This window comes from Candidatus Nitrosocosmicus oleophilus, from assembly GCF_000802205.1.
GTDB lineage: Archaea > Thermoproteota > Nitrososphaeria > Nitrososphaerales > Nitrososphaeraceae > Nitrosocosmicus > Nitrosocosmicus oleophilus.
The window spans coordinates 1477193-1492472 of the sequence record NZ_CP012850.1 but is presented as its reverse complement, the minus strand read 5'-3'; the positions used below and the strand labels follow the sequence as shown (position 1 = coordinate 1492472).

General features: G+C 34.6%; 12 protein-coding genes. 7 read left to right on the top strand and 5 right to left on the bottom strand.

What is annotated here, in order from left to right:
- Nucleotides 1-16 precede the first annotated feature (16 nt).
- Together NMY3_RS07205 and NMY3_RS07200 are read right to left on the bottom strand one after the other, a co-directional pair.
- Complete coding sequence (locus NMY3_RS07205; protein WP_196818231.1) at nucleotides 17-559, bottom strand: hypothetical protein; 543 nt, start codon at nucleotides 557-559, stop codon at nucleotides 17-19.
- Nucleotides 560-733: 174 nt separating this feature from the next.
- A complete protein-coding gene (locus NMY3_RS07200) occupies nucleotides 734-2248 on the bottom strand; it encodes an alpha/beta fold hydrolase (RefSeq protein ID WP_196818230.1) in 1515 nt (504 codons plus the stop codon).
- A 744-nt stretch (nucleotides 2249-2992) separates the two neighbouring features.
- Here NMY3_RS07200 and NMY3_RS07195 point away from each other — a divergent pair.
- Complete coding sequence (locus NMY3_RS07195) at nucleotides 2993-3415, top strand: hypothetical protein (protein ID WP_196818229.1); 423 nt, start codon at nucleotides 2993-2995, stop codon at nucleotides 3413-3415.
- Nucleotides 3416-4206: 791 nt separating this feature from the next.
- Here NMY3_RS07195 and NMY3_RS07190 read toward each other — a convergent pair.
- Complete coding sequence (locus tag NMY3_RS07190; protein WP_196818228.1) at nucleotides 4207-4479, bottom strand: hypothetical protein; 273 nt, start codon at nucleotides 4477-4479, stop codon at nucleotides 4207-4209.
- A 214-nt stretch (nucleotides 4480-4693) separates the two neighbouring features.
- Nucleotides 4694-6577 carry a hypothetical protein gene (locus tag NMY3_RS07185; RefSeq protein WP_196818227.1) on the bottom strand — a complete coding sequence of 628 codons (1884 nt, stop codon included), beginning with the start codon at nucleotides 6575-6577 and terminating at the stop codon, nucleotides 4694-4696.
- Nucleotides 6578-7543: 966 nt separating this feature from the next.
- Between NMY3_RS07185 and NMY3_RS07180 the strand changes: the two genes are divergently transcribed.
- From NMY3_RS07180 to NMY3_RS07165, 4 genes are all read left to right on the top strand, one after another.
- Nucleotides 7544-8410 (top strand): class I SAM-dependent methyltransferase, encoded by an 867-nt coding sequence (locus tag NMY3_RS07180; protein ID WP_196818226.1) that lies wholly within the window; start codon nucleotides 7544-7546, stop codon nucleotides 8408-8410.
- Nucleotides 8411-8721: 311 nt separating this feature from the next.
- Nucleotides 8722-9345, top strand: a complete 624-nt coding sequence (locus tag NMY3_RS07175) for a hypothetical protein (RefSeq protein WP_196818225.1) — start codon at nucleotides 8722-8724, stop codon at nucleotides 9343-9345.
- Between the two features lie 279 nt (nucleotides 9346-9624).
- Nucleotides 9625-11178, top strand: coding sequence for a cytochrome P450 (locus NMY3_RS07170; RefSeq protein ID WP_196818224.1), 1554 nt, complete (start codon nucleotides 9625-9627; stop codon nucleotides 11176-11178).
- 143 nt (nucleotides 11179-11321) lie between these two features.
- The gene (locus tag NMY3_RS07165) at nucleotides 11322-12137 is read left to right on the top strand and encodes an aldo/keto reductase (RefSeq protein WP_196818223.1); all 816 of its coding nucleotides are present in this window, start codon (nucleotides 11322-11324) and stop codon (nucleotides 12135-12137) included.
- A gap of 379 nt (nucleotides 12138-12516) precedes the next feature.
- Here NMY3_RS07165 and NMY3_RS07160 read toward each other — a convergent pair whose 3' ends face one another.
- Nucleotides 12517-12897 carry a hypothetical protein gene (locus tag NMY3_RS07160; RefSeq protein ID WP_196818222.1) on the bottom strand — a complete coding sequence of 127 codons (381 nt, stop codon included), beginning with the start codon at nucleotides 12895-12897 and terminating at the stop codon, nucleotides 12517-12519.
- 515 nt (nucleotides 12898-13412) lie between these two features.
- Here NMY3_RS07160 and NMY3_RS07155 point away from each other — a divergent pair.
- Together NMY3_RS07155 and NMY3_RS07150 are read left to right on the top strand one after the other, a co-directional pair.
- The gene (locus NMY3_RS07155) at nucleotides 13413-13874 is read left to right on the top strand and encodes a hypothetical protein (protein WP_196818221.1); all 462 of its coding nucleotides are present in this window, start codon (nucleotides 13413-13415) and stop codon (nucleotides 13872-13874) included.
- Nucleotides 13875-14172: 298 nt separating this feature from the next.
- Nucleotides 14173-15192, top strand: a complete 1020-nt coding sequence (locus NMY3_RS07150) for a methyltransferase (protein ID WP_196818220.1) — start codon at nucleotides 14173-14175, stop codon at nucleotides 15190-15192.
- Nucleotides 15193-15280 lie beyond the last annotated feature (88 nt).

Below are 15280 nucleotides of genomic sequence, written 5' to 3'. Positions count from 1 at the left end.
TCCACTCCGCTTTATTTTACTTCTCAACTAACCAAATTGTCCTCTTAATGTCTGGAGTCTGTGTGTCTATACCTGTAGCATTATTTAGAAATGAGAAACTTGAACTATTTGTAATTTCAAATTGGACAATTCCATGGAACAACTCACCTTGGTCATTAATAATTCCAATGTCTGAGGAAATCCAACTAATGCTTTGTCCATCTTCAGATGTAATCACCCCCTTGGCTGCGCTCTGAATTGTACCATCTGGTAAATGAGTATTTATAAAGGTCATATTATTGGTTACATTGCCTACGTTTTTCAGAACTGCTTTTTCAATTGCATGATCTTCACTTATTAAAGAAGGGCCGGATGATAAATTTTTAGTTCCCAGGAAGATCCCAGAGTATGCCTGATATACTGGAGCGGATAAATTTAAAGAATTCGTTACTAACTTATTGAGGTTGTGATCCGCAATTTCATTTACAATTTGATAAGGCTGACTCAGTACCTCTTTGTCATTTTGTAATAAAACACCTGCGCCAAATAGTATTATAATAGATAATATTATAAATTGCATATCAATAACAATAAATGATAATATATATAACTGCTTTTTGACTGTTTTGTAGAACAAGTTATAATGCATTGAATAGGGATAGCAATAATTCTAAAATATGCTAAAATATCCCCTTGAATTGAAATCTCTAAGTTTATCGCAAGCAGGAACTAAGAAAATGGTAATTGTTTGTCATTATCTGCTTTTTAACCAGTCGCCTACCTTAGGCCACAACTGTTCATGTGCTCTAGAACTTATACAAGCACCAACATGACCTGAATTGAATTCTATGGTTGATTTGTCTACACTTCCTATTGCATTATTAATCGCCCTACTTGATGAGGGATCAACCAAATCATCCCTCTTCGCAATTACATTTAAGTAAGGTTGTTTAATTTTACTCAAATCAATCTTATCATTTTTCCCTATTATCATTTCATTTTTTATTAGCAGATTTTTCTTGTAACAGTCATTTACAAATTGCTTGTATATCTCACCTATTATAGGAGGACTATCATAAAGCCAAGTCTCTGTAGCGAAGAATTGGATCAGGGAATCTATGTCTTTAGGTTTTCCCTCAAAGAAAAAGTGAGGATATTTGTGCAGAAAATCTATTGGGCTCCTGAGCAAAAATGAACTATTAATAAACCAACTAGGAGTATTACCGAATGTATCTACAATAGAATTGGCGTTTATGCTTTTTGTCCACACGCTTAAGAGATTATTATCAACACTAAAATCACCTGGTGTTGCAAAAGTCACTATGTTCTTTATTTTTTCAGGATGTAGTGCTGCCAACATAAGAGCCAGGTCACCTCCCCAACAATAACCCAATAATGAAACCTTTTCAGAATTTGAATGCTCCAATATGTGATCTATTGCGTCGGTAAGATAGTGGTTCACATAATGCCCCACAGTTAGTTCCTTATCATATGCACTTGGAGTTCCCCAATCTGTAGTATAGACATCAAAGCCTTGTTTTTGAAAATTTCTAACGATACTCGAATCGGGAAGAAGGTCGAGAATGTAATTTCTGTTAATAAACGCATAGATAATCAGTAGAGGTGTAGAAACAGGAGTAGTAAATCCACCAGATGCTAGTTTTGTACTTGACATCCCCTTTTTGACAATCTCATGTTCATCATTTTTTTGTCTATGATTATTTTCTTGAGGCAAATCATAATGAAACAGAGAATATTTGTTTTCAGAGTGGATCTTGTGACATGGGGTTCTATATATTACATCTCTCAAAGGCTCGATAAATTCATTGTTCCAAAAGGAGTTTACATTGGAGAAGTATTGATATATCAATCCAGCTCCTGTAATTTTCGCAATGTCGCAATAGCTTTTAATAAATTCTGAAAGAGATGCCACAAATGCTTTATCTCTAAAGTTTGTATCAAATTTATTACGTATTTTAGAAAGTATTATTTTTTCAGATATATCGTAGATTTCTTGTTGTTTATCATAGCTAGTAAACATCAAGGCATTACCAACTATAGCTTCCTTTTTTATTTCTTTTAGATCTTCTCTCGCATCAGTAAATGGCACAGAAAAGGCCTCAATAAACGCGCCATAAACTCTAGAATAAAATTTGATCGAAGAAGCAAAAGCATCAACATAAGTTTCCACTAATTGGCGTTTATAATAATTATTGTCATTGGTATTTGTAATAAGGTTATTTTCATTTAATTTAGTATCATGATTCATACATCTTCTTTTAATTAATGGTATATTAAAAAACTACTTAGTTCATGTACTTTTGGTCGTTAGTATTCAAGGATCTCATTAATTATTTTTATGTATATTTATAACAGCTCTGACTAAACCCTGTATAACCTCAACCATTGTACTTCACTAGGTTTCTTGCTTAATTAGAATAATTTAGTATTTAACAACACATCAAGCCGGAAAAAAGGGAGATAATATCAATTTGGATAATTCCATCTACAGTTTTATGCATTAACCGGTATTAATATCGTTACCAAATTGAATCTCTCGTTCATTAATGGTTGAAACAAATTTCATCCGTACTACTATTGAATTGCAAGATTTACAAAACCCGATTCAATTTACAGGCTCGTTAAGTCCGATACAAAAATGATACAAGATAAAATTTGGATAGCCAGCCCCCTACTGTTATAATCCATGTGTTAGCAATATCCTCGATTTATTGACATTTAATCAAGATATAAAAGAGATAATCCATATTAGCAAAAGTAACATGGTTTCTACTAACTTATCAAGACAGTATTTCCGTGGCCTTCCTCAGTGACAATCCTGAAAAGCGTTAACAAACTGAAGTATACGATATGCTACATACTCTGATGTACACCTCTTCTAGCGTTCTTAATAGACATAGGACATTTCAAACTAAAGGATCACGGTAAGTTGACAGGGCCACTCGATATGTTAGAAAGCTTAAATATTAATTGACGTAATTTCATGTAAATTATGAATAACTTTAACAAAATGACCATGATTGTAGCTATTGCTGGTTTCCTGACATTCTCAATAATTGTAATGGCATCGTTGTCAAGCAATCCGGTATCAGCTCAAATGGTTGACTGTCAACCAACTTTAAGTTTAGCTTCATTTCCAAGAACAGGAACTGTCGGTTCTGATGGTACCCTCCCTGTAAATTTGTTGGGTGAGCTGAAATGCGGGGACTCCGGTATAAGTGGAGCTACCGTAATAATTACAGGTATAGATGAAAATAGTAACGATGTTATAACAAATGAAATGGGTAAATATAGTTTACAGGTCCGATTGGGCCCAGGAGAATATGCACTTCAAGCATACTTTGCTGGAGACGAAACTCATATTTCAGCATCAGCAACAAAAACACTCAAAGTTAATGAACTTACACAAGGGTAGTTGTTACCCTCCTTTAATTATAGATTTTATATTATGTCCTACTGTCATTTGACGGTTGGTTTCTAAATATGAGAGAAATACTGTTTATTCTGTAGCATACCATTATTTTCTTATACAAAGACCCTACCTAGTATCTAGAACAAAGTGACTTTATACCGTAATTCTCCTAATGACAAATAAAATGGCAACAGTAACTTCTTAATGGATCATGTCAATAAAATTGAATATTAGCAAATTGGTGTACTTACGACTAAATTGTAATTAGATGAAAAAAGATTCGCTATAGATCTAATGTAAGCATATTGGAAATCACAAGGAAATTCACCAGAGTCAAATCTTTGGTGGGAAGCAAATTTGACGGTTGAATCTCGCCCTATTTTTTGATTAACATATTTGGTAGGACAAAGATGAAATTTTATGCCAATTTTAAATTTTTAATAAATAATCAAATTTACTGATATATATCATATTTCTATCCCCGATCATGTGGCATTTAAAGATCCAATATGTAAAAAAATAAGAATAGTTGATGTACTTAACAAAATCAAATCTGAGATCGATTCTGGAAAAAAAGAATTCGAAACCTAATTATTAAGATTTTGATACTCGAGAATTATTTTGAAACCTTTACAATACAAATTATTTATCGAAGACATATTTCTCAATAGACCAAGATTTAATTTGACTAATGTAGGTCCCATCAATGAGAATTATCTGCACAGGTGCTTACTAATTTTAAGGTATTCAGTTAAGAAATTATTTAAATAAATGTTTAAAGAAAAAAAAGAGGTCTATCTTTGACCTAAGGCTAAGTTACCTTCGTTGGTTTGGAACATAAAGCCTAAGTTGTTGCATCCTGCTATTGTAAATACTCCAGATACACATTGTGCATTTTGCTCGTTCTCTTGATCTTGTTCAATTGCTTGCTCTGCATCATTTGATTTTTTGTGTTTTCCGCCTGCATATGCCATGTTATCGCCAAATGCTACTACGGATCCAATTAGGGCAGCTGCAATAAACATTGCAAAAAGTCCAACCTTATAGTTTTTTGTTATGTTACTCATGGTAATTACATTGTATAAGTGAAATTACCAATATCACAGTTTAGACACTTGGTACTGCGATATTTCTCTATACTATATGACAAGTAATTTATTCTAATAGAGAATTTTAATTTATTCTAATAGAGAATTTTATTGTTTTGAATCAATAAGGAGGTATTAGACTAGGGTCACAAAGAAATGACTCAGTTGATGAATTCAAATAAAAAAAGAGGCCTCAGTCAGATGAACTTCCTCCATCGTCACCGCTATCACCGCTATCACCGCTATCACCGCTATCACCGCTATCACCGCTATCACCGCTATCACCGCTATCACCGCTATCACCGCTATCACCGCTATCACCGCTATCACCGCTACCTCCTTCTTGTGCTGCTGCATTGTTTCCACTGTTGTCTTGGCTTTGTGAGTTTGCGTTGTTTCCAGAATCAACAGTGCTGGGACCAGAGACTACACTGCTACCTTGGTTGGAGGCTTGTGATTGTCCAATTCCTTGGTTGGCTGAGTTGGCACCACCACCACTGCCACCTTGTTGTGCTAAAGCATTGCTTCCACTGTTTACTTGTTTTTGGAAGTTTTCATTGTCACAAGATACTATAAGGTCTTTACCAGAAACACATTGTGCGTTTTGGTTGGAAGTTTGTGATTGTCCAATTCCTTGGTTGGCTGAATTGCCACCACTACCACTGCCGCCACTTTGAGCAGCTGCGTTATTTCCGGTGTTAGTTTGACTTTGAGTATTTTTGTTGCTACATGAATTGCTTAACGAGCCGCCTGCTACACATTGTGCGTTTTGGTTTGAGGTTTGTGATTGTCCAATTCCTTGGTTGGCTGAATTGCCACCACTACCACTGCCACCTTGTTGTCCTACAGCGTTACTGCCACTATTTGCTTGGTTTTGAGTGCTTGTATTATTACATGAATCAGCTACGTTACTGCCACCTACACATTGTGCATTTTGATTGGAGGTTTGTGATTGTCCAATTCCTTGGTTGGCTGAATTGCCACCACTACCACTGCCGCCACTTTGAGCAGCTGCGTTATTTCCGCTATTGGCTTGGTTTTGAGTATTTGTGTTGTTACATGAATTTGCGGTATTTCCACCAGCAACACATTGTGCGTTTTGGTTTGAGGTTTGTGATTGTCCAATTCCTTGGTTGGCTGAATTGCCACCACTACCACTGCCACCTTGTTGTCCTACAGCGTTACTCCCAGTGTTGTTTTGAGTCTGAGTGTTTGCGTTGTTTCCTGAACCTGCAGTGTTGCCACCAGAGGCTACACCACTACCTTGGTTGGAAGTTTGTGATTGTCCAATTCCTTGGTTGGCTGAATTGCCACCACTACCACTGCCACCTTGCTGAGCTGCTGCGTTGTTTCCGGTGTTAGTTTGACTTTGAGTATTGGAGTTGTTTCCAGAATCAGTTGTATTGCCACCAGAGGCTACACCACTACCTTGGTTGGAAGTTTGTGATTGTCCAATTCCTTGGTTGGCTGAGTTGGCACCACCACCACTGCCACCTTGTTGTCCTACAGCGTTACTCCCAGTGTTGTTTTGAGTCTGAGTGTTTGCGTTGTTTCCTGAACCTGCAGTGTTGCCACCAGAGGCTACACCACTACCTTGGTTGGAAGTTTGTGATTGTCCAATTCCTTGGTTGGCTGAATTGCCACCACTACCACTGCCACCACTTTGTGCTGCTGCGTTGTTTCCGGTGTTAGTTTGGCTTTGATTATTGGAGTTGTTTCCAGAATCAGTTGTATTGCCACCAGAGGCTACACCACTACCTTGGTTTGAGCTTTGTGATTGTCCAATTCCTTGGTTGGCTGAATTGCCACCACTACCACTGCCACCTTGTTGTGCTAAAGCATTGCTTCCACTATTTGCTTGGTTTTGAGTATTTGCGTTGTTACACGAAAAAAGGGTGCCGTTCCCCGATACACAAACACCAAGTTGGATTGCAGATTGTGATTGGCCTATGCCTTGGTTAGCTGTATTGGTTGTAGCTAATACATTCATGGTCATTGAAGTTGGACCTAAAAGCAAAATGAATGATATTGAAACTATAACTAAAGACAGAGCATTTACATTAATAATGCTACTCATTCAGCACTTATTACGAATATAGGTATATAAAGTCATGTATAGAATTATTAATTTAAGTAGAAATTTTGCATATATTTTCATTTTTGTATTCCAGTCTTCTTTCTAAAATTGTCCCTTCAAATAGAGGTACTATATCAATTCTTTTCGTTCAGGAATGATTCATGTGTTCCAATTCTGTGAGCTTTTCTATTTTTTTTCAAACTCGCAACAATCACAGTAAATAGTGTCAGTCGACATGTTTTTCTTTTGCATAAGATCTGGATAGGTTTAAATTAAAACAAAATGAGGTACTTTGTCATTAGCCCCAGGTTTTTATTCAAAGACGGTTTCTTCGATGTATGGTTTTAAAAAATCAAAGAAATATTTGAACATTTTATGTGTCATAAGTTTCCGTTGGATCATTACATATTTTTTGATTTATCATAAAACATATCCTACTAGAACATTTTCCAGTTGTGGATCTGAGTGCAATTTGTGGTTAAATTCAGCAGATCTCAGATATTTCTGCTGGTCGATCCCGTACATTATTTTTGTAAACAAAAGATTTGTTTGTATCTAAATGTATTCTATCAAGGAGAATACAAGGTTTTGGGTTAAGGTATACCCATCCAAATGAGATATTACAATGAGATGATGTACGCTGAGAGGCATCTGTTAAATCTTGGATCCCAGTAAAAATCTGTTCTTGTTTTTCTTAAAGTCTTGATCTAGTTCTCTAATTATGTCTATCAACAATTGCAATTTCATCATTTTCTCTTCCCCTATAAAAAAATGCAGTCTTAAAAAATTGGTCGCCTCCTGCTGTCAAAACCTTATCATGATCCAACAGAGTATTCATTAGAAGTTAAAGAATTGTTTCAATTTCGCCCGTCTCAAACGTAGTTTTATGGTTTTTTTGAGGTCACACTGATCTTTAATGGTCATCGCAGTTAAGAAATAATAATATGAATGATAGATTAAGACAATATGCCTAATTCAGGTGCTGGTCATTTAAGACAAGATCAACGTCAAGATTGGGAAAGCGTAGCCGCAGGGTGGCAAAAGTGGTTTAGGACATTTGAAAAGGGTGCTTATAAAATGAGTGACAGACTAATAGAATTGGCAAAAATAAAACCAGGTAATAAAGTTCTTGATATAGCGACTGGTATAGGAGAACCTGCAATTACTGTAGCTAAACGCGTAGGCACCAGTGGTCATGTATTGGCTACGGACATATCATCACAAATGTTATCAATAGCGAGAAATAGGGCCATCGCAGAGCACTTGGAAGGAATAATTGACTTTAAAGAAGGAGATGCAGCAACGATCGACTTACCCGAATTACGTTTTGACTCTGCATTATGTAGATTGGGATTAATGTTTTTAGATGATCTCGACTCAGGACTAGTTAATATCAATAAATCATTGGTTAATGGAGGACGTTTTGCGGCTAGTGTTTGGGCAACATCAGAGAAAGTTCCTCAACTTGCCCTGGCTATGAATACTGTAAGAAAGGAACTTAATATTTCGTCGCCCCCTCCGCTTGGAACACCGGGACCATTCAGTCTATCTGATGAAAATATTCTTAATGAGTCTTTTGTAAGGTGTGGATTCAAAGTTATCGAAATTGAACGGATTAATATAGGCTTTGAATTCGATTCTGCTCTAGAATACACAAATTTTACTAAAGATATAGCCGCACCGGTTCTTAAAATGTTAAATGATCAAACTATAGATCGCAAAGAGAAGATATGGGAAGCAGTTACAGAAGAAGCAACAAAATATGTCAAAAATAATACAGGTTCCGTAGTTTTAGATAATGAAGCTATATGTATTGTGGGTGTAAAACAATAACCTGTCCCTGAAAACCTTTATGGGTTTACCTCATAGTTTAACATCGCGATATTGACTGACTCCATATCTACCGTGTATTGCGTATTCTAAAGCAGGTAATATAGAAATCGTGAGACTATTTAAAAGAGTCAATTCAATATGGTAGAGAAAAAATAAAATTGATGATAGAAAAATATGCTTCAACTGCAATGCACATAACATTTGTTGAAAGTCATTTTTATTAACATAATCGGCTATGTTATCAAAATATTTGATCATTATATTAATAAATGACCTTTAAAGTATTTTACTGAGTAATCATCATATTAACAATGGAAAGAACCTTTAATAGTTCATTATGCATTTGTTTTGTCTCAATATTTCTAACAATTGTTTGTGTGATGCACGGTGGTGTCACTATTATTCACAAATCATATTCGCAACAACGAAATACGACAATACCTTTGGATGAACAAGCAACCAAACTTCCTCATGGAAATACAGCAACCAAACCCTACCTATCTATTACCATGCAAACAATCAAGGATCCTGGAGGTTATAGTTCTACTGGAGACCGATACATTCCTGAAGACGGAAGTGTAACGGTTCTAGTGAATGAAAATGGAAAACATAGGGTAGACCAACATCCGTTGATCAACTCAGAAAATAACAAAGTGACCATTTCAAATATCAGTATTTTTCCATCATTTTCATTTAGTATGTCTGATTTACAAAAAAGTAATTCACAAGACATGGAAGAAATAAGTCGAGTTTTCAGTATAACTAACATTACCAAAGACAGTAGTGGTCAACTATATCAAGGAATTAGCAAATATACGCCAATAACTGTAAATGATGAGGTTTATCCTGGACCGGTGGCATCGTTTTATATATATAATAATGGTACAGGAACTTTGAACATTCATAGTAATAATCCTCCCGAACATGCACATTAAAGCTGAGGAGAATGTGAAAAATATCTTTAATTGATAAGGTATGGATGCAGTGCTACTAGTGTCGAAAGGGATAGCGGAGTACGTGAATTGAGTAAAGATAAAGATGATTTAAAGATGACTATTGAGACATTTTCTTAACTAGGAGAATACAAATCCTCTAAAAAATGAATGTTGGATGCATGAGGCCAAAAGTTATCAATCATTTGAATAATTACTAATGGATATCTAAATCACGCAAAAATAATTATACTTTGGCACGTTGGAACATTGATAGAATTCATGAAAGTGAAATCAAATATTAATAAAGATAGAAATCACGTGTATCCACCAGGACCGCGCGAGATATTTCCTTACAGTTTGGCTTTCAAGTTCATATCAAATCCTTTACCGATATTGAAAGAAATTTTCGAAAGTTACGGCGATATTTCTCATTTTAAATTTGGACCAAAGTTACATGTATATCTCATAAATGACCCTTATCTAATTGAGAATATTCTGGTAAAACATAATCAATATTTTGTTAAAAGTCCAGGTTTGAAGTTAGCAAAACGAGTGATTGGTAATGGATTAATAACAAATGAAGGGGAAAGTCATTCGAAACAGAGGAGAAGGGTCCAGCAAGCATTTACCAAAGACAAGATAACGATTTATGGAAATATAATAACAGAACATTGTATAGAATATACAGATACAAATTGGAGAGATGGGACAATTGTAGATATTCATAAAGAAATGACCAAGTTAACACTCTCCATAATTAGTAAATTACTATTTGGAAATAATGCTATAACATTAAATGAGATCGATAAAATTAGTGATCAGATAACACTAATTATTGAGTATATTAACAAACTTAGACTTCCATTCTTAAGGTTTATTGAAAGACTCCCAATTCCTCTAACCTTGGAATACAAGGATGCTCTAAAACAACTAGATAATATAATTTATAGTAAAATTGATCTTCAACGTCAAAAATCACCTGTTAAAGAAAACAAGAAAATAGGTAGATCTAAAGCCAATGATACTCAATTAAGTGAACATAATAATTTTCAAAAATATCAAAACGAATTAGACATACTTTCTGTTCTTATCGATTCAACAGACAAAAGAATGACGGATCATAATGAACAATTATTATCTGATAAAGATGAAGAACAAACCAAAGAGATTTCAAAAATGACTGATAAACAGATTAGGGATGAAGTAATGACGATATTTTTAGCAGGGCATGAGACGACTGCTAATGCTCTGACATGGACTTTATATCTTTTATCATGTCATCCTAAGATTGAATCTAAAATTCTAGCTGAAATTGACGCTATACCTAAAGAGAAAGAAGACGATAAGAACAACAGAAAAATTATCACCGTTAAAGATTTATCACGACTAAAATTTACAGAAAAAGTTTTGATGGAGTCAATGAGACTCTACCCCCCTTCTTGGGCTATAGGTCGTCAGACTATCCAGAATTATAATCTAAATGAAAAGTATTCAGTACCTTCTGGCTCAGTTATTATTATGAGTCAGTATCTAATGCATCATGATGTCAGGTACTTTTCAGATCCTGAAAAGTTTGATCCTGAAAGATGGTCATTAAAATTTAGAGCATCAATGCCACGATTTAGCTATTTTCCGTTTGGTGGTGGTCCCAGATCATGCATAGGAGAACCGTTAGCTTGGATTGAAGGTATTATAGTGCTAGCGAATATTATCAATAATTGGAAGATTACACTTGAAGAAAAAGATATAGCAAATATAAAACTACACCCACTAGTAACACTCAGGCCAAAAAATGGTATTAAAATGAAAATTTTGAAGAGATTTAATGATTGATAGGGAAAATTAACTTCCACCGGGCTTAAGGGATTGGCAGGTATTAGATTTCCCCAGTGTTAGAAGAGCTAGTAGGTAAATTCAGTAATCATGGTAGACTGTTATAGATAGAGTTAAGTCGGATCTAAAGATGTACTTTTTGTATGTCATTTACCTTGAATTCAACGGCTAAATTAAATAATGGGATTCAAATCCCAAGGCTTGGACTAGGTGTTTATCAAGTACCCTCTGGAAAATCAACCGTCAAAGCAGTCAAATATGCATTGAAAATTGGCTATAAGCACATTGATACCGCTATGATATATGGTAATGAATCAGATGTTGGTAAGGCATTGAAGGATAGTGATGTAAAAAGAGAAGACATTTTTATCACTACAAAGGTCTGGAACAGCGACCAAGGCTATGATTCAACTCTGGAGGCATTTGAATCTAGCCTTAAACGACTTGGACTATCTTATGTGGATCTCTACCTCATACATTGGCCAATTCAGGGAAAGACTAATGAAACGTGGAAGGCTCTGATTAAGCTATTAAGAAATGGAAAAGTGAATGCAATTGGAGTAAGTAACTATTCTATCAATGACTTGAGAGAAACGATACAAAGCTCCGATGTCGTACCTGCCATTAATCAAGTGGAATTTCATCCATTTTTGTATCAGAAAGATCTGTTACTGTTCTGCAAGAGCAATTCAATTCATCCGGAAGCTTATAGTCCATTAACAAGGGGCAAAAGACTAGATGATCCTAGTATAGTTAGAATTGCAATGGCTTATGAAAAAACTCCTGCACAAATACTTGTACGTTGGAGTTTACAACATGACTTGGTTGTAATTCCAAAATCTAACCATGAGGAAAGAATCTTAGAAAATAGTCAGGTGTTTGATTTCCACATCAATCAAAAAGATATGGATATTTTAGATTCATTGGATGAGAATTTACGTACGGTTTTTTTGGATTAGCAACAGTTTCAATATTGGTTTATAGTATGAGTATATCAATTTGTAACAAGGTATTATTTGTTTCCAATGGACAAAAAGTTATCTAAAAGACTTGATTTTTGTCAATTTGATCACGGACTACTATGCATTTTTGACAATTCCCTTTCTCATAAGTTGCTTTCAAAACAAAAGAGTTACTAGTTGACCTAATTTAAGATAATTTCAATTTGGAATGTGGTTACTAATAGGTAGAGAGGGTTGAGCGATATGTGAAAGAAATTTCACTCTACTTTATTAGCTCAATGTCCTTAAAATAGAGATCTTATTCTGATAAAATTATGTGGAAAATGCATAATATTTTCAAGTTTGTTTGTGAATAATTTCTAATAATAGTCATTTTTTATTTTTTAGTTTTTAGTTTATTAATTTGTTTTTCTTTTCTTTGTTCTTTTGAAGATGGAGGATTAGGAAATTTATTTAACCAATGATTGGTCAGTCTTTCGGTACTCTTAACTGACTCTTTATACAGGTCAGTCATTTTTTCGGTATTTACTGCCAATTCTCTATACAACTCCGTCATTTTTTCTGAGCGTTTAATGTATTCTTTGTATATTTCAGTCATGGATGTAACATAAGTAATATATTCAGTATACATTTCGCTCCAAGCGATAGGTGAGTTTTGCTGCCACCAATCCATAATCGATCTAAATTGATTAGGATAATTCATGTTTGGCATTAAATCGTTCTTGTTGGGGTTTTTTCCATTTCCTTGATGTTCCATAATAATCACAGATACTCATTATTCAGAGCTCTAATATTTTACAGTTATTGGCCTAATTGCAACTCGACTAAGCTGTACAGGATTTAATCAGTTTTTATGAAGATGGTTATTCACCAGGTCAATATTTCCTATATGATCAAACTTTATGGGTATACATAATTTCAAGTTAAAAAGAAAATCATCAATATTCATTATTTTTTTAACGATTATTGTAAAGATTGTCTAGTATATAGAGGCCTAGGTTATGCGGATTAGGTGGAAATCACGGTTTTTATAGGAGTTTGATGACCGAGCAATTTAGGTGGGGTCACCATGATTAGTATCTATGTCAAAAGGATCATCAAACCATAAAGTAAGTAATATTTACAAAATCATGATCCATATCATCATCAAAATTCGTTCATGAAATATTACACAAACTTATTAATCAAATGATATCAAAGAGATCGAAATGAAATTTATCATGATAAACATTTATGTTTTAACATTAATTGTTGGATTGGTAACTCTCTTCTTTGGCTACGATCTCTCAATACACCCAGGCTCTTGATAACACCAATCCCTCTCAAGTTGTAAATTTGGGCAAGCCATTTCTTGTACAACACTATGAGACTACGCCAGAGGAACCAGAAACTGCAAACAGTAGTATTTCCGCAGATTTTACAGGCGAGGGAATAATTAACGATACAGTAAACATAACTGCCCAGGGAAATGGCAGTGAAACCTTCAGAAATAATGACACATCCTATATCCAAGGAAAATCAAAGTATGTTACTGAGAATAGAGATATAGCAACGTATAACTTTTATGCGATTGGTAATTACAACCCAGATGGTAGTTTTGATAGCAACGGAATAGCAATTTTTGATGATGGTGGTACAGGTGAACTCTCTTTTCTGAGTAATTCGGTAGGGATCTATAAGGATCAAGTCGACAAAAATGGCACAGGTACATTTCTTATGTGGCATTGGAGATAATTATAGTTGACGAAACAATATTGGATAAATAGGAGATAGGAGATATATTTGAACCAAGGCTATTAGATATTTGCCCTGGACTTCGAGATTAATAAAACATTTGAAGGTTGACTGACCGCCTAATTTTTCGTTGATAATCAGATAATTAATCATATGGCTCATCTCAACAGAATATAATCCTATATTTTCTGTGCCGAAGTTAAAGAAATGAAAAAATGGCTTGGATAGCAGAAATGCAATTGGATGAAATTCATCATTTTTGATTAACATATAATAAAAAGTTTGATAGAATAAGCATATGTCTGAATTTGATAAAACAATGGATATCATTTTTGGTAGATGGAAAAGCCAAATACTATATACAGGAGCCAAATTGGGCATATTTGATTACTTATCAACAAATCCTAAAGAAACAGGTCAAATTGCACAGGATTTGAATCTGAACGAGCCAATGGCATATCGTATTCTTAGATCAATAGCATCTTTGGGTTTTTTAAAGGAAGATAAGGACGGCCATAGATTCTCAATCACCACTTTAGGAGAACTACTAAGGAAAGATCATCCTCACACTCTTCAAGGAGTTCTGCTTTTAGAGGAAGGACCAGAACATTACCAAATATGGAAACATTTATCAAGAATAATTAAAGATGGACAACAAAATGCATTTAATTCCGAATATGGAAATAACATTTTTGAATATGCAGGCAATAATTCAGAATATTCTAAAATCTTCAATTATGCAATGAGCAGTTATTCGGCAATGCATACTGCCATGGTAATAGAGGCACTAGCCGGATATGACTTTTCCAATATTTCTAATATTTGTGAAATTGGTGGTGGTCAAGGACATCTTTTAAGTCATTTGCTATCAAAATATAATCACCTCAATGGAACGATTTTAGAATTGGAACCTGTCGTCAACAATCAAGACTCATCATGGCCTAATAAAATGGGGTTACAGGATCGTTGTAAATATATTAAAGGAAACATGTTTGAACACGTCCCCTCAGCAGATCTATATATAATGAAGATGATCCTCCATGATTGGAATGATGACGAGTGTATAAAAATACTTTCAAAAATTCACAAGTCTGCATCTGACAAATCCAAAATATTGATTGTTGAACATATAGTACCTGACCCAATTACATCACATTTTTCCAAATTATTCGATATTCATATGATGTGTGCTACAACCGGAAGAGAAAGAACGATGGAAGAGTATAAATCAATTTTAGCCCAATCCGGATGGAAACATATTCAAACTCGATACCCCAAATCTAGTATGATTGGGGTTATTGAAGGCTCTAAGGTATGATAATCAAGTGATCTAATTCATTAAACTTTTTTCTTATTATTCTTTTACAAGTAACGAACTAGAGATTTTATACGAAAATTGTTATTTG

What these genes read in the sequence shown, in the direction of transcription:
- NMY3_RS07205 (WP_196818231.1), bottom strand. Translation starts at nt 559, where the DNA reads ATGCAATTTATAATATTATCTATTATAATACTATTTGGCGCAGGTGTT.
- NMY3_RS07200 (WP_196818230.1), bottom strand. Translation starts at nt 2,248, where the DNA reads ATGAATCATGATACTAAATTAAATGAAAATAACCTTATTACAAATACC.
- NMY3_RS07195 (WP_196818229.1), top strand. Translation starts at nt 2,993, where the DNA reads ATGAATAACTTTAACAAAATGACCATGATTGTAGCTATTGCTGGTTTC.
- NMY3_RS07190 (WP_196818228.1), bottom strand. Translation starts at nt 4,479, where the DNA reads ATGAGTAACATAACAAAAAACTATAAGGTTGGACTTTTTGCAATGTTT.
- NMY3_RS07185 (WP_196818227.1), bottom strand. Translation starts at nt 6,577, where the DNA reads ATGAGTAGCATTATTAATGTAAATGCTCTGTCTTTAGTTATAGTTTCA.
- NMY3_RS07180 (WP_196818226.1), top strand. Translation starts at nt 7,544, where the DNA reads ATGCCTAATTCAGGTGCTGGTCATTTAAGACAAGATCAACGTCAAGAT.
- NMY3_RS07175 (WP_196818225.1), top strand. Translation starts at nt 8,722, where the DNA reads ATGGAAAGAACCTTTAATAGTTCATTATGCATTTGTTTTGTCTCAATA.
- NMY3_RS07170 (WP_196818224.1), top strand. Translation starts at nt 9,625, where the DNA reads ATGAAAGTGAAATCAAATATTAATAAAGATAGAAATCACGTGTATCCA.
- NMY3_RS07165 (WP_196818223.1), top strand. Translation starts at nt 11,322, where the DNA reads ATGTCATTTACCTTGAATTCAACGGCTAAATTAAATAATGGGATTCAA.
- NMY3_RS07160 (WP_196818222.1), bottom strand. Translation starts at nt 12,897, where the DNA reads ATGGAACATCAAGGAAATGGAAAAAACCCCAACAAGAACGATTTAATG.
- NMY3_RS07150 (WP_196818220.1), top strand. Translation starts at nt 14,173, where the DNA reads ATGTCTGAATTTGATAAAACAATGGATATCATTTTTGGTAGATGGAAA.